Origin of the sequence: Enterobacter sp. BWH64, assembly GCF_001037645.1 — a bacterium.
GTDB classification, from domain to species: Bacteria; Pseudomonadota; Gammaproteobacteria; order Enterobacterales; family Enterobacteriaceae; genus Enterobacter; species Enterobacter hormaechei_C.
Map to the genome: position 1 here is coordinate 3,423,752 of NZ_KQ089922.1, position 24,715 is coordinate 3,448,466.

Here is a 24,715-nt window from a genome sequence, read left to right on the forward strand (position 1 = left end):
TAAACTGAAGTCCTTCCTGAGCCAAACGAGATAAATATGAAAATCAAAACAAACCGCACGCTGCTCGCGGCGCTGGTTGTCAGCAGCCTGCTCTCGCCCGCCGTTATGGCGGCCTGCAACGGTACCGACCTCACCACCTGTCCGGCGCCTTTCGATGCCAGACTCCCGGACGCGCATACCATGCTCACCTGGAACCAGGCCGATCGCGTGGTGGGCTTTCGCAATGACTACCGCAACTACGCAGGGGATGTGTTCCGCCACGGCAACGCTACGCCGCTGCTGCCCGCAGAAAAACCGCTCACCGATGCCCTCTATCAGGTGAAGGGTAAGAGTTACACTCTTCAGGATTACCTGAAACGCCAGAACGTCAGCGGCATGCTGGTGCTGAAAAACGGCAAAGTGGCCTATAAATACCTGGGTGAAGGCAATACCGACTCAACGCTCTGGACGTCGCGTTCCGTGGGCAAATCGGTGGTCTCCGCGCTGGTGGGTGCTGCAATTAAAGAAGGGAAAATCCACTCCCTGGACGACCTTGTCACCCAATACGAACCTGACTTAAAAGGCACCGCCTGGGAGGGCGTAACGCTAAAACAGCTCATCACCCACACCTCTGGCGTGGCGTGGAACGAAGATTACACCAACCCGCAATCTGACTTCGCCCGGCTTACCGAATGCGAAGCGAAGCCGGGCACCTACGACTGCGTGCGCACCCTGGTGAAGGGGTTACACCGTGAACACCCGGCGGGCGAAAACTGGTCCTATTCCTCGGGTGGCGCCTGGCTGTTAGGCGATGTGCTTGAGCGCGCCACCGGCATGACGCTCGCGGCGTATCTGGAGAAGACCATCTGGCAGCCGTACGGCATGGCGAGCGACGGCGTGTGGCATGCCTACAGCAAAGGCCAGCACGACGTGGGTGCGCATGGGTTCAACGCCACGCTGGAAGACTGGGGGCGTTTCGGGGAGTTTATCCTGCATAACGGTACGCTGCCGGACGGGAAGCAGATCCTCCCCGAGGGCTGGGTGAAACAGTCCTCAGCCTGGACACAGGCCAAAGGATCGGTGTCCGACGCGCATCCGAAGGGGTTATACGGCTACCAGTGGTGGAACAACGAAGTACCAGCCACCGCCACACACGTGGAGCCGAAAGTCGAAAATTCGCTGAAGGATTCCCTGTGGGCGCTGGGTATTTTTGGTCAGATGATCATGGTTAATCAGAAAGAAAATCTGGTTATCGTTCAGTGGTCCACCTGGCCGCAGGCAGAGCCGTCATTCAGCGCCCAGCCGCTGGAAGCGTCGCTGATGTTTAGCGCGATTGCGAACGCGCTGCGCTAATAATCCCGAGCCAGGCCCCGCCTGGCTTCTCACCTGCGCGATGTCACAAAACCGATATATCAGCAACTTAGCGAAATCGAGTAAATAAAAGATCACCGAAATGTTAAGTTATTGTTGAATATGTAAATACTGGTCAACGCTTTGTCATTAATGCACCACGCGCATCAGTCCATGCGCTATTTGCGCTTATTAATTTCCACTTCCTGATCCAGTTTTCAGAAACAGACGAGCATAACGTCACTATAAAACTGGAGATAATCATGGTTTCCTCAACCTCACCTGCAACGCTTCGTGCCAAAGCGGGCGCGATTTTCCGCGTCACGTCGGGCAACTTTCTTGAGCAATTCGACTTCTTTCTGTTCGGCTTTTATGCCACCTACATCGCCCATACTTTTTTTCCGGCAAGCAGTGAATTTGCGTCCCTGATGATGACCTTCGCCGTCTTTGGCGCGGGCTTTCTGATGCGTCCGATCGGAGCCATTGTGCTGGGAGCTTACATTGATAAAGTGGGTCGCCGTAAAGGGCTGATCGTCACCCTGTCAATTATGGCCGCCGGAACCTTCCTGATCGTGCTGATCCCTTCTTACCAGAGCATTGGCCTGTGGGCGCCGCTGCTGGTGCTGACCGGCCGCCTGTTGCAGGGTTTTTCGGCAGGCGCCGAGCTGGGCGGGGTTTCGGTTTATCTGGCGGAGATCGCCACGCCGGGCCGCAAGGGTTTCTACACCAGCTGGCAGTCGGGTAGCCAGCAGGTCGCCATTATGATCGCGGCGGCGATGGGCTTCGCCCTGAATGTGGTGCTGGAAGAGAGTGCCATTCGCGAATGGGGGTGGCGTATTCCGTTCCTGTTTGGCTGTCTGATTGTGCCGTTTATCTTTTTCCTGCGCCGCAAGCTCGAAGAGACCGAGGAATTCAGCGCCCGTCGCCACCATCTGGCAATGCGTCAGGTCTTCACAACGCTGCTCGCCAACTGGCCGGTAGTCGTCGCGGGCATGCTGATGGTGGCGATGACCACCACCGCGTTTTACCTGATCACCGTTTACGCGCCGACCTTCGGTAAAAAAGTCCTGATGCTCAGCGCGTCGGACAGTCTTCTGGTCACGCTGCTGGTGGCGGTGTCCAACTTCATCTGGCTTCCGGTGGGCGGCGCGCTGTCGGATCGCTTCGGGCGTAAACCGGTGCTGATCGCCATGACGCTGCTGGCGCTGGCGACCAGCTATCCGGCGCTGACGATGCTGGCCGCAGCCCCGAGCTTCTCAATGATGCTGACCGTGCTGCTGTGGCTCTCTTTCCTCTACGGCCTGTATAACGGCGCGATGATCCCGGCCCTGACGGAGATCATGCCAGCAGAGGTGCGCGTGGCGGGCTTCTCACTGGCTTACAGCCTGGCAACGGCGGTCTTTGGCGGTTTCACGCCGGTGATTTCGACTGCCTTAATTGAGTACACCGGCGACAAAGCCTCCCCGGGCTACTGGATGAGCTTTGCCGCCGTTTGCGCCCTGCTGGCAACGCTTTATCTCTATCGTCGTCGCACGTTAATCCTGCAAACTGCCGTTAAGGAGTGATCCCTCATGCTTACATTCAGAACGGTGATTGCCGCCCTGACCTTCGCCTCCCTCAGCGCGGGCGCGCTTGCGCAGGATGTGACGGTGATGATTTCTGGCGGCTTCAAAGCGGCGCTGGAGAAGCTGACGCCGCAGTACGAAGCGCAAAGCGGCGACAGGCTCATTGTGATCTCCGGCCCGTCGATGGGCAAAACGCCGCAGGCCATTCCGGCCCGGCTCGCCCGGGGCGAAAAAGCGGACGTGGTGATTATGGTGGGCGATGCGCTGGCGAAACTGGAACAGGATCGCAGGACGGCGGCGGGCTCCCGCGTGGAGCTGGCGGATTCGCCCGTCGGGATGGTCGTCAAAGCGGGCGCGCCGGTGCCGGATATCAGTACGGTGCCTGCCCTGCGGCAAACGCTGCTGAAGGCGCATTCCATGGCTTATTCCGACAGCGCCAGCGGCCGGTATGTAGAGAGCCAGCTGTTCCGTAAGCTGGGCATCGACGGCCAGGTCCACGATAAAGCGCACCGGGTTGAGCGTATCCCGGTGGCGTCTGAAGTGGCAAAAGGGAAATACGATCTCGGCTTTCAGCAGGTGAGCGAGCTTCTGCCGGTCCCGGGGGTGACGTTTGTGGGTAAGTTGCCTGACGACATGCAGTACATTACCCGTTTCGCCGGAGCCGTAACGCAGGAGGCCGACCATCCCGAACAGGGAAAAGCGCTGCTGGCCTTTCTCTCTTCGCCACAGGCCGCCAGCGTCATTACGGCAACGGGCTTAACGCCCGTCAGTGCACCTCGCGATACTGCTCGGTAATCAGCGTTTCGAGTTCGGCAGCAATATAGGACTGGATCCGCCCGCGGCGGCGGATCAGCCCCACGGTTCGCCTGACCTCAGGCTCGGTTAAGGGCACCGACGTCAGCAGCGAATGCTCTGCGCGGGGCATTGACATGGCGGGAACGGCCGCAATGCCGATCCCGGCTTCAACCATCCCCAGCATGGTCGTCACGTGCCGCGTTTCGCAGATGCTGGGGCGCTCAGGCCGAATATGCCCGACCCGCTGGTCGAGAAGATTGCGGTTGCCGGAGGTCTTATCCAGACCGATATAATCCTGCTGATAAAAAGCCTGCCACGTCAGGCTTTTTCTTTTTGCAAGCGGGCCGTCGCGCCGGCAGGCAGCCACGTAGACATCCTCCACCAGCGGGACAAACTCGATGTCGGGCTGCAAACTCCGGGCAAAGCAGATACCAAAATCCGCCTGTCCGCGGGTGACGGCCTCGATAACATTTCCGGCGCTGCTGTCGATCAGTTTTATGCGCACGCGGGGGTAACGGGACTGAAAGCGGCGGATAACATCCGGCATAAAGTAACAGGCGGCGGACGGCACCGTCGCCACGGTGATTAGCCCCGTACGCTCCTCGCTGGCCTTATCGATATCCGAAAGCATGGACTCCACATCAGCAAGCAGCTGTCCGCACCGGTCGGCAAAGGTCTGTCCATACAGGGTCAGCGTGACGCGCCGGGTGGTTCTGTCGAACAGTTTTGTCCCCAGTGCCGCCTCGAGCTTTTCAATTCTGCGACTCAACGCCGACTGGGAAAGGCAGATAGACTCCGCCGCAAGACGGAAATTGCCATATTCCAGTAAAGCGCGGAAGGCATAGAGATCGTTGAGGTCAAAATTGACGGGCATACTGACGGGATCCTTAAGCACGGTAGGGTAAGAAGAGATTTATCATAGTCGCGCACGACATACTTCACAAAATGAAGGGGATACCCCTAAAGCGCTATCAACCTGACGGCACATAGTGATAGTTTATGCGGGCTGGATTCCTCTTAAACAGGCTGCCAGTCTGCATGCAGCCGAAGAGGAGTGTCATACTGCTTAACAGAGTATGTTGGCATGCTAACAGCCCCTGACCTTTCCATTTTGTTCACGTGCGAGTAACGAGCAAAGCGATGATTAAGTGGCCCTGGAAAACGAACGACGCTGGTCGAAATATGGCGCTGCCCTGGGATGAGGCTCTGGCGATCCCCGTGCTGGCGAATCTCTTGCCTGAAGAGCAATCAAAGCTGATTCAGCTGGCCGAGCGTTTTTTACAGCAAAAACGGCTGGTACCGCTACAGGGCTTCGAACTGGATCCGCTTAAAAATTCCCGCATCGCCCTGCTCTTCTGCTTGCCGGTGCTGGAGCTGGGTATCGAATGGCTGGATGGCTTCCACGAAGTGCTGATCTACCCGGCGCCGTTTATCGTCGATGATGAGTGGGAGGATGACATCGGGCTGGTGCACAACCAGCGTATGGTGCAGTCCGGGCAAAGCTGGCAGCAAGGGCCAATCATCCTCAACTGGCTGGATATTCAGGACTCGTTCGATGCCTCGGGCTTCAACCTGATCATTCACGAAGTGGCGCATAAGCTGGATACCCGCAACGGCGATCGCGCCAGCGGCGTGCCGCTGATCCCGCTGCGTGAAGTCGCGGGATGGGAGCACGACCTGCACGCGGCGATGGAAAACATTCAGGATGAGATAGACCTGGTGGGTGAAAGCGCGGCCAGCATTGATGCCTATGCCGCGACCGATCCCGCCGAGTGTTTTGCGGTACTGTCCGAGTATTTCTTTAGCGCACCTGAGCTTTTTGCCCCGCGCTTCCCGGCGCTGTGGCAGCGTTTTTGCCAGTTTTATCAGCAGGATCCGCTCCAGCGTCTGCGGCAAAGTGAGGACGCAGCCAGCACCTCCCCTCATCCGTTCCACTAATGTTTAAGGGGTACGATCGGTCGATCGTACCCACACGCTCACCGCGAGAAACAGCAGCGCCATTCCCCATGCGGCAGTAATCAAAAACTGCTCACCGTAAAAGCGCGTCACCACAGGTACCAGCAGCGCGCTGGCCCCGTATCCCAGCGTATGGCTGGTGGCGATAACCCCTGCGCCTTTGCCCGTCGTCAGCCGATCGTTGAGCAAAAGCTGGTATCCCGGCGTTGCCATGGCGGCCCCCAGCGAAGTGATGACAATTCCCACGTAGAACAGGGCTAAACTGGCGAGACACATCAGCCCAAGACCCGCCACCATCAAGACCGCGGCAATTAAGAGTAAAACTCTCGGGGTAAAATGCTGCGGGCGTACTACCAGAAACTGCGCCGCCAGGGTCGCCAGCGCGGCCAGGCTCAGCAGCAGCGCGACATGATGGCTGATTTGCACGGCATCGCCATTAAATAACGGGTGAAGATGCGGCGATAAACCAAGCTGCATCAGGCTGACCAGCGCCGCCAGCAGCAGTGCCAGCACCAGGAAAGGCAGCATGGGGGCCTGTAACCGCGTCGACTGGTGCGCCACCGGCGGCAGCGGGGGATCGGCGGCTTCGCGCAGCACCAGCAGCAGCGCGATAAACGGCGCCAGCGCCATCAGCCAGAGCGGTGCGACCGGGCTGACGCTGAGCATCAGCGCGGCCAGAGGCGGTCCCAGCAGACGCCCGCAGCTAAGGCCAGAGCTTATCGTCGCCAGCGCCGCCATCCTTTTATCCAGCCCCGCGCGTTGAATGGCCCACGTCTGGGCCGCAGGCACCAGCCCTGATACCGTCAGGCCGTACAGCATGCGCGACAGCACCAGGCCTGCCATTCCCCAGAAAGCATTCAGCGCGCCGTTCGCCATCGCCCAGACCACCAGCGCCATCACGACAAAGCTCGCCAGATAGCCGCCCAGCGAGGCCAGCATAACGACCTTACAGCCGTGCCGCTCGCTCTGGCGTCCCCACCAGGGCGAGGCGGGTAAAAAGAGCATCGAGCCGAACATCAGCAGCCCGGCCCAGACGGAGAGCGACAGTCCGGTCAGGGAGACCAGCTGCGGCAGCATAACCAGCAAACCGTTTTGCCCAATACCTAATAAACCGGCGCCCAGTGCCAGGGGCCAGTTAGCTTTGGGGGCCACAACGTCAGTGAGATTCTCAGTACGGGTGCGCATAAAATTGTGAAGATAATGTCAATAAATGTGTGGAAATTATGAAGTTTATGAAAACAAATATTGCAAAAATAGTTGCCACTGTAAACAGAATGAATATCATAACGAGAATTATTATCAGTCATGGAATGAGGTACAACTATGCGTACTCTGCCCCGCTCCGCCGGTACAGATGTTGCGGCCCAGTGTTTTTTGAACGCGCTGCTGCGCGAAACGAAGGACTGGCACTATCTTCCCGCAACCCGTGCGGATGAGTTATCACAGATTCATATCCCGCTCTCCCCAACCCAGGCCATTCGGGTTCCGGTACGCTATTTCTCCCCCACACAGCATCACCAGTATCGTTTTCCGGCAACGCTGATTCAGGCCGACAGCGACGGCGGTGACACGGTCACATTTCATCAACTGATTGATTTCATTCTTCAAAAAGAGACGATAAAAGGCGAGCTGGATGCCGATACGCTGGCTCGCTTTAAGCAGCGCGTCCTGGAAAGCCATACGCACACCTGGCAGGCCATTGATTTACGCCACAACTGGGCAAACCTGCGCGATAAGCCGCTGACGTTTGCCGAAGCGGAACAGGCGCTGCTGGTCGGCCATGCTTTTCATCCTGCCCCAAAGTCGCACGAGCCGTTCAACGAGGCCGAGGCGCGTCGCTATCTGCCGGATTTCGCCTCCCGCTTCCCGCTGCGCTGGTTTGCGGTTGAGCATAAGCTGATTACCGGCGACAGCCTGAATGTCTCCCTGCGGGAACGTCTGCTGCGCTTTGCAGCGCAGAGCGCGCCGGCCCTTCTCGGTCACTTCACCGACACCTGCTGGCTGCTGCCGATGCACCCGTGGCAGGCCGACTATCTGCTGGAGCAGGACTGGTGCCAGCGTCTGGTAGAAAAAGGCGCCCTGCGCGATCTGGGCGAAGCCGGTGCGCAATGGCTACCCACCAGCTCTTCCCGCTCGCTGTACAGCGAAACCAACAGCGACATGATTAAGTTTTCCCTGAGCGTGCGGCTGACCAACTCCGTGCGCACGCTGTCGGTGAAAGAGGTTAAGCGCGGCATGCGCCTGGCGCGACTGGCGAAAACGGCACGCTGGCAGGAACTTCAGGCGCGCTACCCGACCATGCGCGTGATGCAGGAGGACGGCTGGGCGGGGCTGTGCGATGAGCACGGCGTCGTCCAGGAAGAGAGCCTGATGGCCCTGCGCGTCAACCTGCTGTTCGATACTCCTGAAACGCAAACCAACGTGCTGGTGAGCCTGACCCAGGCCGCGCCGGACGGCGGCGACAGCCTGCTCGCCGCGGCGGTGCGTCGTCTGAGCCAGCGTCTGGATCTCCCGCTCGCCCAGGCCGCGCGCTGCTGGCTGGACGCTTACTGCGACCGGGTATTGCTTCCGCTGTTCAGCGCCGAGGCGGACTACGGTCTGGTCCTGCTGGCGCACCAGCAAAATATCCTCGTTGAGATGCAGCAGGATTTCCCCGTCGGGCTGATCTACCGCGACTGCCAGGGCAGCGCCTGGACCGAAGGGGCCGACGCGTGGCTGAAAGAGGCAGGTGAAACCGAGGTGGAAAACCGCTTCGGTGAGAGCCAGCTGCTGCGCTACTTCCCTTATTACCTGCTGCTGAACTCTACCCTTGCCGTCACCGCCGCGCTCGCCGCCGCCGGCTTCGACAGCGAAGAGAACCTGATGTCCCGCGTGCGTGACGCGCTGGCCGAACTGCGCACGACGGCGAAGCAGACCCGCTGCCTCGATTACGTGCTCGACAGCCCGACCTGGAACTGCAAAGGCAACTTCTTCTGCTACCTGCACGATCGCAACGAAAACACCATCGTCGATCCGGCGGTGATCTATTTCGACTTTAGCAACCCGTTTTATAAGGAGAAGGCGTGATGGCAAACGCGAATATCGTCCATTCCGGCTACGGCTTTCGCTGCACGGCCACGGAACAAAACCTGCCGCTGACGCTGGGTCTCGACGGCAGCGCGGTGCTGGAGCGGCTGACCGGGCTCCCGGACGGCTGGCTGGTGGACGCCCTCGACCAGCTGTTTGTTGCCGCGCCCGCCCTGACCGGCATTACCCTGCCGTGGGCAGCCTGGCAGGATGAACCTCAGGCGCAGGCGCTGTTTAGCCTCGTTCACGGGGATTATCTGGCGCGTGAAATTTTCTGGCAGCTGCCGCTGTGGCTGAAAGGCGAACGTCCGCAGGCGAGCGGCGGAATGCAGTTTGACGAAAGCCGTCAGCTGTACTTCCCGCTGCGCCCTCACCGCCCGCAGAGCGAGGTGTACCGCCGTTACGATCCGCAGATTAAGCGCACCCTGAGCTTCCGCGTGGCGGACGTGGCCCAGGACGGCGAGCGTTTTACCCGCTGGATGAACAACCCGCGCGTAAATGCCTTCTGGGAGATGGCCGGTCCGCAGGCCGAGCAGGAGAACTACCTGCGTCGCCAGCTCGACTCGACCTATTGTTACCCGGTGATCGGCTGCTTTGACGATCAGCCGTTCGGCTATTTTGAACTCTACTGGGCGGCAGAAGATCGCATTGGCCGCCACTATCGCTGGCAGCCGTTTGACCGCGGGCTGCACATGCTGGTGGGTGAAGAAAACTGGCGCGGCGCGCAATACATCCGCAGCTGGCTGCGTGGCCTGAGCCACTATCTGTATCTCGATGAACCGCGCACCACGCGCATTGTCGCCGAGCCGCGCTTCGACAACCAGCGTCTGTTCCGCCATCTGGCGTCCGCCGGTTTCGACACGGTGAAAGAGTTCGACTTCCCGCACAAACGCTCCCGTCTGATCATGAGCGAGCGTCACCGCTTCTTCCACGAGGTGGAACTGTGAACGCACTCTGGCAGAAAGTGAACCGCGAGATGGTGGCGAAGATCCTCGCCGAACTGGAATATGAACGCACCCTGCGCGCCGAGCCGGTTTCGGCGGACAACTGGCGCATCAGTATGGGCAACGCGTGCTGGCAGTTTCGCGCCACGCGTGGGATATGGGGCTGGCTGCATATTGACCCTGATACCCTGACCACCACCAGCGGCGCGGCGGTCGAAGCGGAAAACGCGCTGCTGCAACTGGCCACCGTGCTGGAGATGAGCGACGCGCAAACGGCGGAGCACATGGAAGATCTCTACGCCACGCTGCGGGGTGACATGCAGCTGTTGCAGGCGCGTGAAACGCTGGATGCCGATGCGCTGATCCACCTCGACCCGGACGAACTACAGTGCCTGATGCGCGGTCACCCGAAGTTTATTTTCAACAAGGGACGCCGCGGCTGGGGGCTGGATGCCCTGCGCCTGTACGCGCCGGAATATCGCGGGCGTTTCCGCCTGCACTGGGTCGCCGTGCAGCGCGAGCGTCTGGTCTGGAGCAGCGACGCCGATTGCGATATTAACGCCCTGCTCTCCAGCGCCATGGACGATGCCGAGCGCGAGCGGTTCGACGCCCGCTGGCAGGAGCTGGATCTGGACGACAGCTGGCTGCCGGTGCCGCTGCACCCGTGGCAGTGGCAGCAAAAAATTGCCATTCATTTCCTGGCGCAGCTCGCGCGCGGTGAGATGGTAGAGCTGGGTGAGTTCGGCGATGAGTATCTGGCGCAGCAGTCCCTGCGCACGCTGACCAACGCCAGCCGTCGCGCGCCGTATGACATCAAGCTGCCGCTGACTATCTACAACACCTCCTGCTATCGCGGTATTCCGGGCAAGTATATCGCCGCCGGTCCGCTGGCCTCGCGCTGGCTACAGCAGCAGTTCGCCAGCGATGCCACGCTGATTCACTCCGGGGCGCAGGTGCTTGGCGAACCCGCAGCCGGATATCTGTCGCATCCGGGTTATACCGCATTGCCTGAGGCGCCGTACCGCTATCAGGAGATGCTGGGGGTGATCTGGCGCGAGAACCCATCCTGCTATTTACAGGATGGCGAACAGGCGGTGCTGATGGCGGCTCTGATGGAAACCGATAACCAGGGGCGCCCGCTGATTGACGCGTGGATCAAACGCTCGGGGTTAACCGCTGACGCATGGCTGGAAAAGCTGTTTGAGGCGACGGTGATCCCCTTCTATCACCTGCTCTGTCGCTACGGGGTGGCGCTCATCGCCCACGGCCAGAACGTCACGCTGGTGATGAAAGATTACGTTCCGCAGCGCATTTTGCTGAAGGATTTCCAGGGCGACATGCGCCTGGTGGATGAAGATTTCCCGCAGATGCAGAGCCTGCCGGAGCAGGTAAAAGCGGTGACGGCGCGCCTCAGCGCGGATTACATCATCCACGACCTGCAAACCGGCAACTTTGTCACGGTACTGCGCTTTATATCCCGCCTCACCCTGCAATGCGGCGTGAGCGAAACCCGCTTCTATCAGATCCTGGCGCTGGTGTTACGTCGCTATATGGCCGCCCATCCGGATCTTACGGCGCGCTTCGCGAAGTTCGACCTGTTTAAGCCGCAGATTATTCGCGTGATCCTCAACCCGGTCAAACTGACCTTCTCTGAACACGACGGCGGCAGCCGCATGCTGCCGAACTACGTCTGCGATCTTGATAACCCTCTTTTTCTGGTCTCCCGGGAGTCAGCGCAATGAAAACCTATGATTTCATCGGCATTGGTATCGGTCCGTTCAACCTCAGTATTGCCGCGCTGGCAGAGGGGCTGGACGGTTTTAGCTCGCTGTTTCTTGAACGCAAGCCGCACTTCTCCTGGCACCCGGGGATGATGGTGCCGGACTGCCATATGCAGACCAGCTTCCTGAAGGATCTGGTCAGCGCCGTGGAGCCAACCAACCGCCACAGCTTCCTGAACTATCTGGTACAGCGCAAAAAGTTCTACCGTTTCCTCACCACCGAGCAGCGCACCGTGTCGCGCGAGGAGTTTGCCGACTACCTGTGCTGGGCGGCGGATAACCTCACTAACCTGGCCTTCAGCCAGCAGGTACAGCAGGTCAGCTTTGATGAGCAAAACGGCCTGTTTGAGGTCGTGACCCAGCGGGATCGCTTCCTGGCGCGCCACGTCTGCGTGGGGATTGGGAAGCAGATCAATCTCCCAGACTGCGTCACCGCGCAGGACGACACCTGCTTCCACGCCAGCGAAATGATGCTGCGCACGCCGGATTTAGCGGGCAAGCGCGTCACCGTCGTCGGCGGCGGCCAGAGCGGTGCGGATCTGTTTTTAAATATCTTCCGTGGGGAATGGGGGCAGCCGCTGAGCCTCAACTGGGTGTCGCGCCGCAACAACTACAATGCGCTGGATGAAGCCGCGTTTGCTAACGAATATTTCACGCCGGAGTACGTGGACAGCTTCTCGACCCTTGGTGACGACGCCCGACGTCAGATGTTGCAGGAGCAGAAGATGACCTCCGACGGGATCACCACGGAGTCGCTGCTGGCCATCTATCGCGCCATGTATCACCGCTTCGAAGTGCTGCGCGAAAAACCCTGGGCGCACCTGATGCCGTCCCGCTCGGTGACGGCGCTGACGCGCCAGGAAACCGGACATCGCCTCAGCATCCAGCATCACCTGGACGGCGGGCGCGAACAGCTGGAGAGCGACGTGGTGATTTTCGCCACCGGCTACCGCGCCGTGCAGCCCGCGTTTCTCGCCCCGCTCTCTTCCCGACTGCGTCTGGATGAGAATGAAGCCTTCTGCATCAACAACGATTTCACCCTTGAATGGGACGGCCCGCAGAGCAACCGCCTGTTTGCCGTCAATGCCGGGATGCACCGTCTCGGTATTGCCGAACCCCAGCTCAGCCTGATGGCCTGGCGCGCGGCGCGAATTTTGAATCGCGCTCACGATGACGAGCCGTTTGAGCTGGCAACCACCCCCGGCGTGATCCACTGGCGGAGCACCACCAGCCCGGAGAGCAGCCAGGTTTTTAAATCATTAATGAAGACCACCGAGTACTGACACACACATTCAGGATCAACATAACAATGAAACGTTCTCATCTTTGGGTTTTAAATCCGTGCTTGCTTGCCATGCTTTCTACCTCTGCGTGGGCGGAAGAACAAAAGGAAGAAGATATTGTGGTCTCCGCCAGCCGGGCACATCGCAGCGTGGCAGAGATGGCGCAAACCACCTGGGTTATTGAGCGGGCGGAAATTGAGCAGCAGGTTCAGGGCGGGAAAGAGATTAAAGACGTGCTGGCCCAGCTGATCCCCGGTATGGACGTCAGCAGCCAGGGACGTACCAACTACGGCATGAACCTGCGCGGTCGCTCCATGATGGTGATGGTGGACGGCGTACGTCTGAACTCTTCCCGCGGCGACAGCCGCCAGCTCGACTCTATCGATCCGTTCAACATTGACCGTATCGAAGTGATCTCCGGCGCCACCTCGCTGTACGGCGGCGGCAGTACCGGCGGGCTGGTGAACATCGTCACCAAAAAAGGCCAGCCGGAGACCGAAGTGGAGTTCCAGACCGGGGCAAAAAGCGGGTTTAACAGCCATAACGACCATGATGAGAACGTCTCCGCAGCCGTGAGCGGCGGCAATGACAACGCCTCTGGCCGTCTGTCGGTCTCCTATCAGCGCTACGGCGGCTGGTATGACGGCAACGGCGACGAGGTGATTATCGATAACACCCAGACCGGCTTGCAGTATTCCGACCGTATCGACGTGATGGGGACAGGCACCATCAACATCGACGATCATCAGCAGCTCCAGTTAACCACGCAGTACTACAAGAGCGAATCCGACGGCAAGCACGGTCTGTTCCTTGGGGAGAATTTCGCTGCGGTCACGGGCGATGCCAAAGCCTATAACAAAGACAACCTGAACTCTGACCGTATCCCGGGCACAGAGCGTCACCTGATCAACCTGCAATACTCGAACACCGATTTCTGGGGTCAGGATCTGGTTGCGCAGATTTACTACCGTGACGAGAGCCTGACCTACTACCCGTTCCCGACGCTGAGCAAAGGCGCGGTGACCAGCATTGGCGCATCCCAGCAGAAAACCGATTTTTACGGCGGCAAGCTGACGCTGAACAGCAAGCCGATAGACGACCTGACCCTCACCTGGGGTGTGGATGCCGACCACGAAACGTTCGATGCCAACCAGCAGTTCTTCGACTTAAGCAAAGCGGCGGCGAGCGGCGGCATGGAGCTGGACAATGCCTACAACGTGGGCCGTTATCCGGGTTACAGCATTACCAACCTCGCGCCGTTCCTGCAAGCCAGCTATGACATTGACGCCATCACCCTCAGCGGCGGCGTGCGTTACCAGTACACCGAAAACAAGGTGGACGATTTTGTCGGCTACGCCCAGCAGCAGGCAATCGCCACGGGCAAAGCGACCTCCGCTGACGCGGTGCCGGGCGGGAAAACCGACTACAACAACTTCCTGTTTAACGCCGGGATCCTTGGACGTCTTACCGAACAGCAGCAGCTGTGGTTTAACTTCTCCCAGGGCTTCGAGATCCCGGACCTGGCGAAGTACTACGGCTCCGGCACCTATCAGCTGGTCGATGGTCACTATCGCCTGCAAAACAGCGTCAACGTGAACGACTCAACGCTGGACGGTATTAAGGTCAATGCTTACGAGCTGGGCTGGCGCTTCACCGGCGATAACCTGCGTACCCAGGTGGCGGCCTACTACTCGCTCTCGGATAAAACCATCACCATCAACAAGAGCGACATGACCATCAATCTGGAGGACGATAAACGTCGTATCTATGGGGTTGAAGGCCAGGTGGACTATTTCTTCACCGACAGCGACTGGAGCACCGGGGCGAACTTTAACGCCATCAAGTCCGAAACGCGTGAAAACGGGAAATGGGAGAAGCTGACGGTCGACAGCGCCAGCCCGTCTAAAGCCAGCGCATGGGTTAACTGGGCGCCGGGCGACTGGGCCCTGCGCGTGCAGAGCACACAAACCTTCGACGTGTCTGACGCCGACGGTAAGAAGATTGATGGCTATAACACCGTTGATTTCCTGGGCAGCTACGCCCTGCCGGTGGGCAAAGTCAGCTTCAGCGTGGAAAACCTGCTGGACAAAGACTACACCACCGCCTGGGGCCAGCGCGCACCGGGGCTGTATAGCCCAACCTACGGCGCACCGGGTCTTTATACTTATAAAGGCCGTGGACGTACGTTTGGCCTGAACTACTCCGTTCTGTTCTGATCCTGCGCGCCGCCTGCGGGCGGCGCATTTTGCTGTGCAATTTGAAAGCAAATTTGCTATTAAATCATCGCTTTGCTGAAATTCTCGGCAAACGAATAAAAACGGTGTTTTCCCCTTTGACAAGGCGCACGCAGGTCGATAATATGCGCCTCGTTCACACGATTCCTCTGTAGTTCAGTCGGTAGAACGGCGGACTGTTAATCCGTATGTCACTGGTTCGAGTCCAGTCAGAGGAGCCAAATTTGAAAAGCCTGCTTTTAGAGCAGGCTTTTTGCTTTTCAGCGCATGAGAAATGCAGGACGGCGCCCGTTGCCGTTTTAGTGTTTACCCCCACCTCCTCACCTGTCCCTGTTATATATTCCACTAATAAATAGAATCATTAATATCAATAACACATAACTATCATTCATCAAATATCGATCGGCAAAAACTATTAATTACATTCCGTGTGATATTCATCACAAAACGGGATTGCTCAACGTTTATTATTTATCGCATAGCAAAAGCAAATCGTTAGACCAGGAAAAATAATCTCATCAAGAGCTAAAGTTTTTTACTTATATACCCTATGGAGGTAATTGCTTTGCCATGGAAAGACCCATCATCAAATGCATTTTTTAGCTGGCTTTACATAATATTATTTGGCGCGTGGGGAGGACTTGTCAGATATCTCCTTGACGTTAAGTCAGGCCAGTCGGGAAGAAGTTTATTTTCTGCGTTAGCACAAATTATTGTATCAGGATTTACCGGTGTACTTGCTGGGTTGATGTCACAAAGCCTTGGTTCAGTATTTCATACTTCACTTGCAGTCAGCGGTATATCAGGTGCAATGGGTGTTGTTGCTCTTAATTATTACTGGAAGAAAATCTCTGGAGATAGTAATGATAAATCATGAATTTAGTAGAAAGACTGAAAAGAACCTTAAAGGAGTACATAAAGATCTTTCGGAGGTGATGAGAAAAGCATTGAAATTATCGCCTGTTGACTTCGGTATTTCTGAAGGGGTAAGAAACCAAAAACGACAGCTTGAGCTATTAGCATTAGGAAAATCATTAACGTCTAAAAGCAGGCATTTAACGGGGCACGCCGTCGATGTATTCGCGGTCATCAACGGTACCGTTTCATGGGATTTTAAACATTATCAGACAATTGCAACGGCTGTTTTTCAGGCCGCTAAGGAGCTATCTGTTGATGTTGAGTGGGGCGGCAACTGGACGGAAATAAAGGATGGCGTTCATTTTCAGCTATCACGAAAGATGTATCCTGAATAGAACCTAACACTTTTGACATGTATATTTCCGCAGAGAATACAGCGCATCGTTATTTTCCGGATGATTAACCATGTTCTTTTTACATAAATTTTATAATAGGAGAATGAGAATACAAAATCGCTTTTAATTATCACAGCACAAAATTATCCGTCAGGCGTTTATTTACTCGTTATTTATACAGGCGATGCTTAATTGCGCTGACAAAAAAACCATATATCTTATTGAATGAAATAAAAGGAATACCATCATGACAATTACTTATATTAAAACTGAACTTGCACCAGCCGACAACCAGCTCGCTGCATACCTTTATTTTACCTCAGATACCCCGGTAAGTTATTCTTACACTGTTACAAAAAGGACGACCAGTCCAACCAGCGTAGATTTTACCTATACATCGGATCTCATTTATGGTGTTACTCAAACCATTAAAATCCCTGTTATTGGTCTTTATGCGCAATATGCAAACAGTGTGCAGGTCGTATTTAAGGATGACACGGGTACTGAAGTTTTCAATCAGCCATTTATCATCAGTACAGAAGATCAGGAATATGATACATCTGTCATCTTCCACCTCGATATTGAGCAAACCGATCCTGCACTATTTACCTCTGTATGGGGAAACAGTTGGTTAATGGAATCCACTGGCCGAGGTTATGACCAAAATGGTGACCTGCGTTTTAACTTCTTATCGGTTTATCATCTCCAACCGCTGCGGATCCACAATGGCTACCTCTATACCGGCAGCGACGAAGATATGGCGTGGTACGGCCGTAGCTTTTTCAAAATTGATATCATGGGCAATGTCGTCCTTGAATTCGACATGCGTGATGCTGATGGCAATCACTATGCAAATACTCATGATGTAGTCTGGGACTCCGCGGGCGACATTTATATGTTTGGCACCGATAGCCCTAACCGACTAACCAACACGATGGCGCAAGATGCGCTGGTTCTGAAATTTAACGATCAGACAGGGAAAATGATTTGGGCGAAAAACTATACCAGCGAATATAGTGGTTCTCAAATTCTGAATAACAATACGCCTAATGATGTCCATTTTAACTCTCTTACATGGATTGCAAGCAGCCCAAATAACGAAGAAGCCATTATTGTCCATTCTCGCACAACGAGTACAACTTTTGGTATCTCTATCGTTGATGGCAGTATCTTGTGGGCAATCGACACAGGTAATTTCAACCCTCAGTTCCCGGCAAAACAAGCGACTATTCATATTGATAATTCGGGTATTACTCATTTTGAAAATGGTGCCCATACGGTGTGCATTACGAATAATAGTGCTTTTTCTGCCAGTATCGATCCTACCGCAGGAAAATTTGTCTTATCAGTGTTCGATAACCGATCTTGCGTAGATGAAAATGGCAACCCCGTTATTCGTCCGATAAATGACGCAGCGACGTCGGACCCCTATCAAACAGATCCAGCCCGCATTCTGTTCTATGCGGTCGACTTAGCAGCAGGCACCGCTGTTGAGATTCATGCGCCTGTAGAACTCCCAACGACGCCTATCCTCCAATGGACCGACTTTATGGGAGGCGTGTTTGATCATGGTGATTATTTCACTATTTTTACCTGCCATGCGCGCTCATTCTTTATCAGTGACGTAGACGGTAATATGGTTGCCTCTATCTATGATGTGATTTCTTTATCTGATGGCGCTCCTCAATACCCAGGGGAGGCCTACCGTGCAAGATTATTTAATGAAACGGAGCTTACTGACGTCATCACTGCGGCATCTATTTATGCAAATTAATCAAATGATGTAACAATCTGGAACAGATGCAATTGATCACTGCATATGTTAATAGGGGGTCATGTCGAGCCATGACCCCTTGATGCTATATACGAAGCGCACAGGTCATGACTTCATCGCCGAAAAGATTGAGCCATTATTCATACCTGAAGGCGCTAATGTAAATTTATCGTTATAGTCTTGCGCCAGGGAAAGTAGTATTTGCGTCACCCGCCCTGCGGATAGTTGCGCGCTGCGACTAAAATGCGTTTGTTTATATAGCCAGTTGATAAAGCACCTGCTGGCCGTTAAAGAGAGCCTTTTAGCGTTACTGCTATCCCCCCCTGTTAATGGGCAAACCATCTTACGGTTTCTTCCCTGCTCCCAAAGCTGCCACTGACTTTGCCACCAGCCATGCTGTGACGTTCTCTGAAAATTCCAGGGTATATCACTATCATTATCGTTGATTTCTTCTTCTATAAACCACATTTCACCTTGCCCCAGGCGAAACAAATTTGCCCAGGCGGTAATGACTGCTCCCCGAAGAAAGCATTCGTGTGAAATAACATGCATCTTTACCTCAGGAAAGAGGAGATTCAGTATTCGAAAATGCCCGTGAGCCGCTATCACCGGGCGCACAATCGAACCTCTGGCGTTACATTTCAGAGCCGCGCTTCCATACTGTATTTCATCGAACTGGCTCCGACGCAGAAACTGTGTCTCTCGCATATCAACGCGTTTTACAATATCAGCGTGATGCAAATCAGGCTCGATATTTCCCTTCCAGTGATAACGTAATGTTTCCCCACTTTGATGCTCAGTAAAATTAGTGGAGAGATGAATAATATTACCGCGAATCGCATCAAAACTGATCAGGACATACAATTTCTGTTCTGCAATTCTCCCCTGGAACGGTACAACCAGTGACACAGTTTCAATACGTTCTGGATACACTATTTTTCTTTGCTTTTGCTGTTTGGGTGTCCAGACTTTTTTGCAGGCGCGGCACTGAACGCGCTGTGTCCCCCGTGGGTTATAACCATAACAAATAGTTTTCGGGCAATAACATTCAGGGCAAAAATAACCGTTTTCTAAGGCATAGGCGCTTAAGCAAGAAAAAAGCCATTCATTAAATTGTTGTTCATTAAACAGAGGGGGATAACTCCCACATGCCCGGCAGTGCAATGCTGGATATCCCAGCCTGTAGTCTGGCCAACTGTAATCTTCAGATGCTGAGACTGGCAGCCCTAAATTACGGCAACCAAACGATTTACAGGTATTAATCGTAAACAGAATCAATATTAATCACCAACGATTTGAATGGGTCGGTGATTTTGTCGCATAACTCTTGCATAAGTGTGTGAGCAGGTTCGCATAAAAAATCCTTTCAGAACGTAAAGTAGCGAATCTTTATATGACTGAAAGGAACGAATTATGAAGATAAAGTTAATCGCTGCGGGTATTCTGACGACGCTACCATTTTGGGCCTGCGCTAAGGATGTCACCATCCTTTATACCAATGATCTCCATGCTCATGTAGAACCTTATAAAGTGCCATGGATTGCTGACGGCAAACGGGATATTGGTGGCTGGGCGAATATCACTACTCTGGTAAAAGAGGAAAAATCAAAAAGTAAAGCGACATGGTTTTTTGATGCAGGTGACTATTTCACTGGCCCTTATATTAGTAGCTTAACGAAGGGAAAAGCAATTATTGATATTATGAATACCATGTCGTTTGATGTTGTAACGATAGGTAATCATGAATTTGATTATGGCTGGGATAATACATTATTACAGCTAAGCCAGGCGAAATTCCCTGTCGTACAGGGCAACATATTCTATGAGAACAGCAGCAAATTATTCTGGGATAAACCTTATACCATCGTCGAAAAAGATGGCGTGAAAATTGGCGTCATTGGTTTGCACGGCGTGTTTGCCTTCAATGATACCGTCTCCGCGGCAACGCGCGTAGGCATTGAAGCGCGGGATGAAATTAAGTGGTTACAGCGCTATCTGGATGAACTGAAAGGCAAAGTCGACCTGACCGTATTGCTGGTCCATGAAGGTACACCGGCGCGTCAGTCCAGTATGGGAGGGACCGACGTACGACGTGCACTGGATAAAGATATTCAAACTGCAAGCCAGGTGAAAGGTCTGGATATTCTGATTACGGGACATGCGCATGTCGGTACGCCGGAACCGATTAAAGTTGGCAATACGCTGATCCTCTCGACCGACAGCGGCGGCATTGATGTGGGGAAACTGGTACTGGACTACACGAAGCCGCATCAGTTTACGATGAAAAATTTTGAGCTTAAAACCATTTACGCCGATGAGTGGAAGCCCGATCCGCAAACGAAACAGGTTATAGACGGCTGGAATAAGAAACTGGATAAAGTAGTTCAACAAACGGTGGCGCAGTCGCCGGTTGAGTTGACGCGCGCGTATGGTGAATCAGCCCCGCTGGGTAATCTGGCTGCGGACGCTCTACTGGTGGCTGCGGGTAAAAATACTCAGCTAGCCTTGACCAACTCGGGCGGCATTCGCAATGAGATCCCGTCGGGCGCAATTACGATGGGTGACGTCATCAGTACGTTCCCCTTCCCTAACGAGCTGGCCACAATGGATCTTACGGGTAAACAATTACGCACGTTGATGGAACATGCCGCAAGTTTAAGTAATGGCGTCTTGCAGGTTTCAAAAGGCCTGGAGGTGAAGTATGACAGCAGTAAACCAATCGGTCAGCGGGTCGTCGTATTTAACCTTAATGGCAAGCCGATTGAGGATGCGACAGTCTACCACATTGCCACTCAGAGCTTCCTTGCTGATGGCGGCGATGGTTTTACCACCTTTACCGAGGGTAAAGCGCGTAATACAACAGGCGGTTACTACGTTTCTAATGCCGTGATCGATTACTTCAAAGCGGGCAACACTATTACGGATGAGCAGCTCAACGGCATGCGCGTTGCTGATGTGAAAAAGTAAAGGTTCTTACCATACAGGCTTTTGGCGCCGCATTGGTGATGAATGCATTGAAATAAAATAAACGTTTAAGGGTTCATACCTCTACATGGACCCTTTTCAAGCTATTATTTTTTCAAGGGAATTGATTATGAAGAAAAATATAAAGCTGAGCCTGATTACGTTATGTTGGTTCGCAACGTTAACCGCTCAGTTCATGCAAAAGATGTAACAATTTACTATACCAACGATCTACATGCTCATGTCTCTCCTGGGAAACTACCCACCGTTGACAAAGAACGTCTGGTAGGAGGTTTTGCGAATATAGCGACCATCGTCAATGATGCTAAGAAAATAAGTAAAGATGTTTTTTTCTTTGATGCAGGTGATTACTTTACCGGGCCCTATATAAGTACCCTGACCAAAGGCGAAGCCATTATTGATATCATGAACACCATGCCCTTTGATGCTGTGTCAGTGGGAAACCACGAATTTGACTATGGCGTTGATAACATGGTTAAGCAGTTATCAAGAGCACACTTCCCCATTTTGTTAGGTAATGTTTTTTATACCAACAGTGAAAAGCCCGTCTGGAATACCCCCTGGACGGTTGTCGAAAAAGATGGCATCAAAATTGGCGTAATCGGGGTACATCAGAAATTTGCATTTTATGACACGATTGCAGCTAAGGCTTACGCTGGTTCAGAGGCGCGTGATGAAGAGCCTTATATTCAAAAAGGGCTTGATGCCTTAAAAGGTAAAGTGGATATCATCGTGCTGCTTATTCATGAAGGTACGCCAGCGCGCCAGTCAAGCTATGGAAACAAAGACGTAGCCAGAATGCTACAAGCTGATATCGATACCGCGAAGAAATTTAAGGGTATTGATGTATTAATCACAGGCCATGCCCATGTAGGGACGCCAGAACCGATTAAAGTTAATGACACTCTCATTGTTTCAACGGATGCCTATGGTACTGACATTGGTAAATTAGTATTGGATTTTAACCCTCAGACGAAGAAAATTGAGCGTTACAAAGGTGAATTAATCACTGTATTTTCTGATGAATATAAACCTGATCCAAAAGTACAGCTTAAAATTGATGAGTGGAATGCCAGTCTGAAAAAAATCACTGGCCAGGTTATTGGTTCGACAACGGCGCACTTTACGCGTTCATATGGGGAATCATCACCCGTCGGTAATTTGATAATTGATGCCATGATGGCAAAAGTGCCGGATGCCGTCGTTGGATTACAAAACAGCGGAGGGATACGTGCTGATTTCCCACAGGGAAATTTAACCTACGGCGATGTTATTACCACCTTCCCGTTTAATAATGACCTGGTTGAAATGGATCTTACCGGAAAAGATCTCACCGATTTAATGATCCATGCGACTAATCTCACCAATGGTATTTTGCAAGTATCAAAAAGCGTTCATGTTGTCTATGACAGTACAAAACCGCTGGGCAAACGTCTCATTAAATTCACTGTCAATAATCAACCCATAGATCCGACCAGGATATATCGGGTTGCTACACACTCATTTTGTGCGACAGGTGGCGATGGATTTGAAGCATTTTTAAAAGGGAAAAATATTAAAACTATTAACAGCACTACCTCTGCCGATTCAATTATTGATTATGTGAAGGCGCATAGCCCAGTTAAACCCGATCATGAAATGAGGGTGACTGATGTAAGCGCAGCAAAATGAATTAAACAAGAAGTGATTAAATACTGACATGTATTTTAAATACCACTCGCTTTTCAACATACTCCCATTAAAGGAAATACACGCATGAAAAAAATGAAATATCTTTTACCAGGCGCATTGATAATGCTCCCCATGATTGCGTTTGCGGACTCTGGTAATAATGAATATCTATCAGACTGGTGGCATCAAAGCATTAATATAGTCGGCAGCAACTCTACTCGCTTTGGGCCACAAAAAAGGTCCGATCTCTATCCAGAATACCGTGCGTGGGCACATGTGGATTGGTTTGATTTTTACGGCTATGCGGATTTACCTAAATTTTTTGGTTTGGGAAATGACAACGACATTGGTATTTGGGACAATGGCTCGCCATTCTTTACAGAAATAGAGCCACGTTTTAGTATCGGTAAATTAACGGGACTTGATCTGAGCGTTGGTCCATTTAAAGAATGGTATTTTGCTCACAACTATATTTATGATGCGGGTACTAACGAAGGACAGCGTCAAAGTACCTGGTATATGGGAATTGGGACGGATATTGATACGGGATTACCGATGACTTTATCTGCAAACATCTACGCTAAATACCAGGGGAATAATTATAACGCCGCCAACGAAAACGAATGGGATGGATATCGCTTTAAATTAAAATATGCTATTCCTTTAACTACACTGTTTGGCGGCAAGCTAAATTACATCGGTTTCACCAATTTTGATTTTGGCTCAGACTTAAAAGACGAATCAGGTGGCGAGCAACCCTTTTACTCCCGTACTAATGATTCAATAGTTTCTACCCATATCCTCAGCTTAGTTTACTCTCACTGGAGCTATGGCGCCACCCTTCGTTATTTCTATCATGGTGGGCAATTTGAAGAAGGCAGTAAAGCATATAATAGCAAAGGGCAGATCACCCGTATAGACTCTACGGGGTGGGCCTACTATTTAACTGCCGGATACACTTTTTAAATATGTCTAAAAGGAATTAGCCATTAAGAAATAAAATAATAATGCCATTCATTTATGGATGGCATTATTTTATTTAACCCGGTACACGTATCACCCAGGAAGACTTAGAGCCACTCTTACCGTTCCCGGCAGACAATGCGCCGCCGGGCAAAAACTAAATCTGATAATCAATCGCCACCTCTTCCGGCTCCATCACCTGGCGTTTGATCTCATCTACAGAGAGCCCCGCATTGCACAGCTCGATAAAACGCCACACATAGTTACGCTGAAGCTGCCCGCGCTTCAGCCCGAGCCAGACGGTGTTCGCATCGAACAGATGACGTGTATCCAGACGCACCAGATTACCAGCCTCATATTCTCCGCCAGACTGCTCGGCCACCAGGCCAATCCCCAGCCCTAACTCGACGTAGGTTTTGATCACGTCGGAATCCTGCGCGCTCAGCACCACGTCCGGCGTGAGCCCTTTACGCTTGAACGCTTCATCTATGCGCGAACGCCCGGTAATGCCCTGCCGGTAGGTGATAAGCGGCCATTTGACGATCTCTTCCAGCGTCAACGGTGAAACCTGGTTCAGCGGGTGTTCGGCGGGTAATAGCAGGCTGTGGTGCCAGCGGAACCACGGGAACGCCACCAGCAGCGGGTCATTGCTCAGCCGTTCACTGGCGATACCGATATCGGCCCCACCGTTATGCAGCAGCACTTCAATTTCCTGCGGCGTGCCCTGGATCAGTTCGAGACGTACGTCCGGGAAGATCTCACGAAATGCTTTGATAACCGTCGGAAGGCTGTAACGCGCCTGTGTATGGGTGGTGGCGATAGTCAGCACACCGGAAGCGTCGTTGGTAAAGAGATCCGCCAGCCGACGAACGTTGCTGGCCTCGTTGAGAATGCGCTCAGCGATGGTCAGCAATGCCTTGCCTGGCTCGGTCATACCCAGCAGGCGCTTGCCGCGACGGATAAAAATCTCAATGCCTAACTCCTCCTCCAGCTCGCGGATATGTCGGCTGACGCCCGACTGAGAGGTGTAAAGCATATTGGCGACTTCGGTCAGGTTGTAATCCCGCCTGGCCGCCTCACGAATAATTTTAAGTTGCTGGAAATTCACAATTCACT

The 24,715-nt window shown here is 53.4% G+C and carries 19 protein-coding genes and 1 tRNA gene; 16 read left to right on the forward strand and 4 right to left on the reverse strand.

The window, feature by feature from the left end; genetic code table 11:
• The first annotated feature begins 36 nt into the window (after positions 1–36).
• The 3 genes from SK50_RS16430 to SK50_RS16440 all read left to right on the forward strand — a co-directional run bounded on the left by SK50_RS16430 (position 37) and on the right by SK50_RS16440 (position 3,689).
• Positions 37–1,332: a serine hydrolase domain-containing protein gene (locus SK50_RS16430; RefSeq protein ID WP_017693130.1), complete on the forward strand. Its 1,296-nt coding sequence runs from the start codon at positions 37–39 to the stop codon at positions 1,330–1,332.
• Between the two features lie 260 nt (positions 1,333–1,592).
• Positions 1,593–2,894 (forward strand): MFS transporter, encoded by a 1,302-nt coding sequence (locus SK50_RS16435; protein WP_017693129.1) that lies wholly within the window; start codon positions 1,593–1,595, stop codon positions 2,892–2,894.
• A 6-nt stretch (positions 2,895–2,900) separates the two neighbouring features.
• A complete protein-coding gene (locus SK50_RS16440; RefSeq protein ID WP_017693128.1) occupies positions 2,901–3,689 on the forward strand; it encodes a substrate-binding domain-containing protein in 789 nt (262 codons plus the stop codon).
• On the opposite strand, the gene SK50_RS16445 is transcribed toward SK50_RS16440, so the two are convergent.
• A complete protein-coding gene (locus SK50_RS16445; protein WP_017383321.1) occupies positions 3,661–4,563 on the reverse strand; it encodes an L-proline-binding transcription factor PsrA in 903 nt (300 codons plus the stop codon). The genes SK50_RS16440 and SK50_RS16445 overlap by 29 nt on opposite strands.
• 266 nt (positions 4,564–4,829) lie before the next feature.
• Between SK50_RS16445 and mtfA the strand changes: the two genes are divergently transcribed.
• On the forward strand, positions 4,830–5,627 hold the full coding sequence (mtfA, locus tag SK50_RS16450; RefSeq protein WP_017693127.1) for a DgsA anti-repressor MtfA: 798 nt from the start codon (positions 4,830–4,832) through the stop codon (positions 5,625–5,627).
• Between the two features lie 3 nt (positions 5,628–5,630).
• Here the strand turns inward: mtfA and SK50_RS16455 are convergent, their stop codons facing one another.
• Positions 5,631–6,830, reverse strand: coding sequence for an MFS transporter (locus SK50_RS16455; protein WP_045344357.1), 1,200 nt, complete (start codon positions 6,828–6,830; stop codon positions 5,631–5,633).
• A 138-nt stretch (positions 6,831–6,968) separates the two neighbouring features.
• On the opposite strand from SK50_RS16455, the gene SK50_RS16460 reads away from it, so the two are divergent.
• From SK50_RS16460 to SK50_RS16495, 9 genes are all read left to right on the forward strand, one after another.
• On the forward strand, positions 6,969–8,711 hold the full coding sequence (locus tag SK50_RS16460) for an IucA/IucC family protein (RefSeq protein WP_017693125.1): 1,743 nt from the start codon (positions 6,969–6,971) through the stop codon (positions 8,709–8,711).
• A complete protein-coding gene (locus SK50_RS16465; RefSeq protein ID WP_017693124.1) occupies positions 8,711–9,658 on the forward strand; it encodes a GNAT family N-acetyltransferase in 948 nt (315 codons plus the stop codon). Before SK50_RS16460 ends, SK50_RS16465 begins: the two co-directional genes overlap by 1 nt.
• Positions 9,655–11,397 (forward strand): IucA/IucC family protein, encoded by a 1,743-nt coding sequence (gene iucC / locus SK50_RS16470; protein ID WP_017693123.1) that lies wholly within the window; start codon positions 9,655–9,657, stop codon positions 11,395–11,397. The genes SK50_RS16465 and iucC overlap by 4 nt, the downstream gene beginning before the upstream one ends.
• Complete coding sequence (locus tag SK50_RS16475) at positions 11,394–12,719, forward strand: lysine N(6)-hydroxylase/L-ornithine N(5)-oxygenase family protein (protein WP_017383315.1); 1,326 nt, start codon at positions 11,394–11,396, stop codon at positions 12,717–12,719. The genes iucC and SK50_RS16475 overlap by 4 nt, the downstream gene beginning before the upstream one ends.
• Positions 12,720–12,745: 26 nt before the next feature.
• Positions 12,746–14,935, forward strand: a complete 2,190-nt coding sequence (locus SK50_RS16480; protein WP_048229724.1) for a TonB-dependent siderophore receptor — start codon at positions 12,746–12,748, stop codon at positions 14,933–14,935.
• A 163-nt stretch (positions 14,936–15,098) separates the two neighbouring features.
• Positions 15,099–15,174: transfer RNA gene (locus tag SK50_RS16485), tRNA-Asn, on the forward strand.
• Positions 15,175–15,503: 329 nt separating this feature from the next.
• On the forward strand, positions 15,504–15,830 hold the full coding sequence (locus SK50_RS23370; protein WP_017693121.1) for a phage holin family protein: 327 nt from the start codon (positions 15,504–15,506) through the stop codon (positions 15,828–15,830).
• A complete protein-coding gene (locus SK50_RS16490; RefSeq protein ID WP_017693120.1) occupies positions 15,817–16,206 on the forward strand; it encodes a M15 family metallopeptidase in 390 nt (129 codons plus the stop codon). Before SK50_RS23370 ends, SK50_RS16490 begins: the two co-directional genes overlap by 14 nt.
• A 247-nt stretch (positions 16,207–16,453) precedes the next feature.
• Positions 16,454–17,980, forward strand: coding sequence for an aryl-sulfate sulfotransferase (locus tag SK50_RS16495; protein ID WP_017693119.1), 1,527 nt, complete (start codon positions 16,454–16,456; stop codon positions 17,978–17,980).
• Positions 17,981–18,085: 105 nt separating this feature from the next.
• Here SK50_RS16495 and SK50_RS16500 read toward each other — a convergent pair whose 3' ends face one another.
• Positions 18,086–19,261, reverse strand: coding sequence for a cytoplasmic protein (locus SK50_RS16500; RefSeq protein ID WP_085939390.1), 1,176 nt, complete (start codon positions 19,259–19,261; stop codon positions 18,086–18,088).
• 132 nt (positions 19,262–19,393) lie between these two features.
• On the opposite strand from SK50_RS16500, the gene SK50_RS16505 reads away from it, so the two are divergent.
• The 3 genes from SK50_RS16505 (at position 19,394) to SK50_RS16515 (ending at position 23,602) form a co-directional block, all read left to right on the forward strand.
• A complete protein-coding gene (locus SK50_RS16505) occupies positions 19,394–20,947 on the forward strand; it encodes a bifunctional metallophosphatase/5'-nucleotidase (RefSeq protein WP_048229726.1) in 1,554 nt (517 codons plus the stop codon).
• A gap of 162 nt (positions 20,948–21,109) precedes the next feature.
• Positions 21,110–22,636 carry a bifunctional metallophosphatase/5'-nucleotidase gene (locus SK50_RS16510; protein ID WP_048229727.1) on the forward strand — a complete coding sequence of 509 codons (1,527 nt, stop codon included), beginning with the start codon at positions 21,110–21,112 and terminating at the stop codon, positions 22,634–22,636.
• An 84-nt stretch (positions 22,637–22,720) separates the two neighbouring features.
• Complete coding sequence (locus SK50_RS16515; RefSeq protein WP_017693117.1) at positions 22,721–23,602, forward strand: nucleoside-specific channel-forming protein Tsx; 882 nt, start codon at positions 22,721–22,723, stop codon at positions 23,600–23,602.
• Between the two features lie 154 nt (positions 23,603–23,756).
• On the opposite strand, the gene cbl is transcribed toward SK50_RS16515, so the two are convergent.
• The gene (cbl, locus tag SK50_RS16520) at positions 23,757–24,707 is read right to left on the reverse strand and encodes an HTH-type transcriptional regulator Cbl (protein WP_017383311.1); all 951 of its coding nucleotides are present in this window, start codon (positions 24,705–24,707) and stop codon (positions 23,757–23,759) included.
• Positions 24,708–24,715: the final 8 nt, after the last annotated feature.

Coding starts and splice junctions, on each gene's coding strand:
- SK50_RS16445 (WP_017383321.1), bottom strand. CDS start 4,563: ATGCCCGTCAATTTTGACCTCAACGATCTCTATGCCTTCCGCGCTTTA.
- SK50_RS16440 (WP_017693128.1), top strand. CDS start 2,901: ATGCTTACATTCAGAACGGTGATTGCCGCCCTGACCTTCGCCTCCCTC.
- SK50_RS16480 (WP_048229724.1), top strand. CDS start 12,746: ATGAAACGTTCTCATCTTTGGGTTTTAAATCCGTGCTTGCTTGCCATG.
- SK50_RS16475 (WP_017383315.1), top strand. CDS start 11,394: ATGAAAACCTATGATTTCATCGGCATTGGTATCGGTCCGTTCAACCTC.
- SK50_RS16495 (WP_017693119.1), top strand. CDS start 16,454: ATGACAATTACTTATATTAAAACTGAACTTGCACCAGCCGACAACCAG.
- SK50_RS16505 (WP_048229726.1), top strand. CDS start 19,394: ATGAAGATAAAGTTAATCGCTGCGGGTATTCTGACGACGCTACCATTT.
- SK50_RS16490 (WP_017693120.1), top strand. CDS start 15,817: ATGATAAATCATGAATTTAGTAGAAAGACTGAAAAGAACCTTAAAGGA.
- SK50_RS16455 (WP_045344357.1), bottom strand. CDS start 6,830: ATGCGCACCCGTACTGAGAATCTCACTGACGTTGTGGCCCCCAAAGCT.
- SK50_RS16460 (WP_017693125.1), top strand. CDS start 6,969: ATGCGTACTCTGCCCCGCTCCGCCGGTACAGATGTTGCGGCCCAGTGT.
- SK50_RS16435 (WP_017693129.1), top strand. CDS start 1,593: ATGGTTTCCTCAACCTCACCTGCAACGCTTCGTGCCAAAGCGGGCGCG.
- SK50_RS16510 (WP_048229727.1), top strand. CDS start 21,110: ATGTTGGTTCGCAACGTTAACCGCTCAGTTCATGCAAAAGATGTAACA.
- SK50_RS16430 (WP_017693130.1), top strand. CDS start 37: ATGAAAATCAAAACAAACCGCACGCTGCTCGCGGCGCTGGTTGTCAGC.
- SK50_RS16465 (WP_017693124.1), top strand. CDS start 8,711: ATGGCAAACGCGAATATCGTCCATTCCGGCTACGGCTTTCGCTGCACG.
- mtfA (WP_017693127.1), top strand. CDS start 4,830: ATGATTAAGTGGCCCTGGAAAACGAACGACGCTGGTCGAAATATGGCG.
- SK50_RS16515 (WP_017693117.1), top strand. CDS start 22,721: ATGAAAAAAATGAAATATCTTTTACCAGGCGCATTGATAATGCTCCCC.
- SK50_RS23370 (WP_017693121.1), top strand. CDS start 15,504: ATGGAGGTAATTGCTTTGCCATGGAAAGACCCATCATCAAATGCATTT.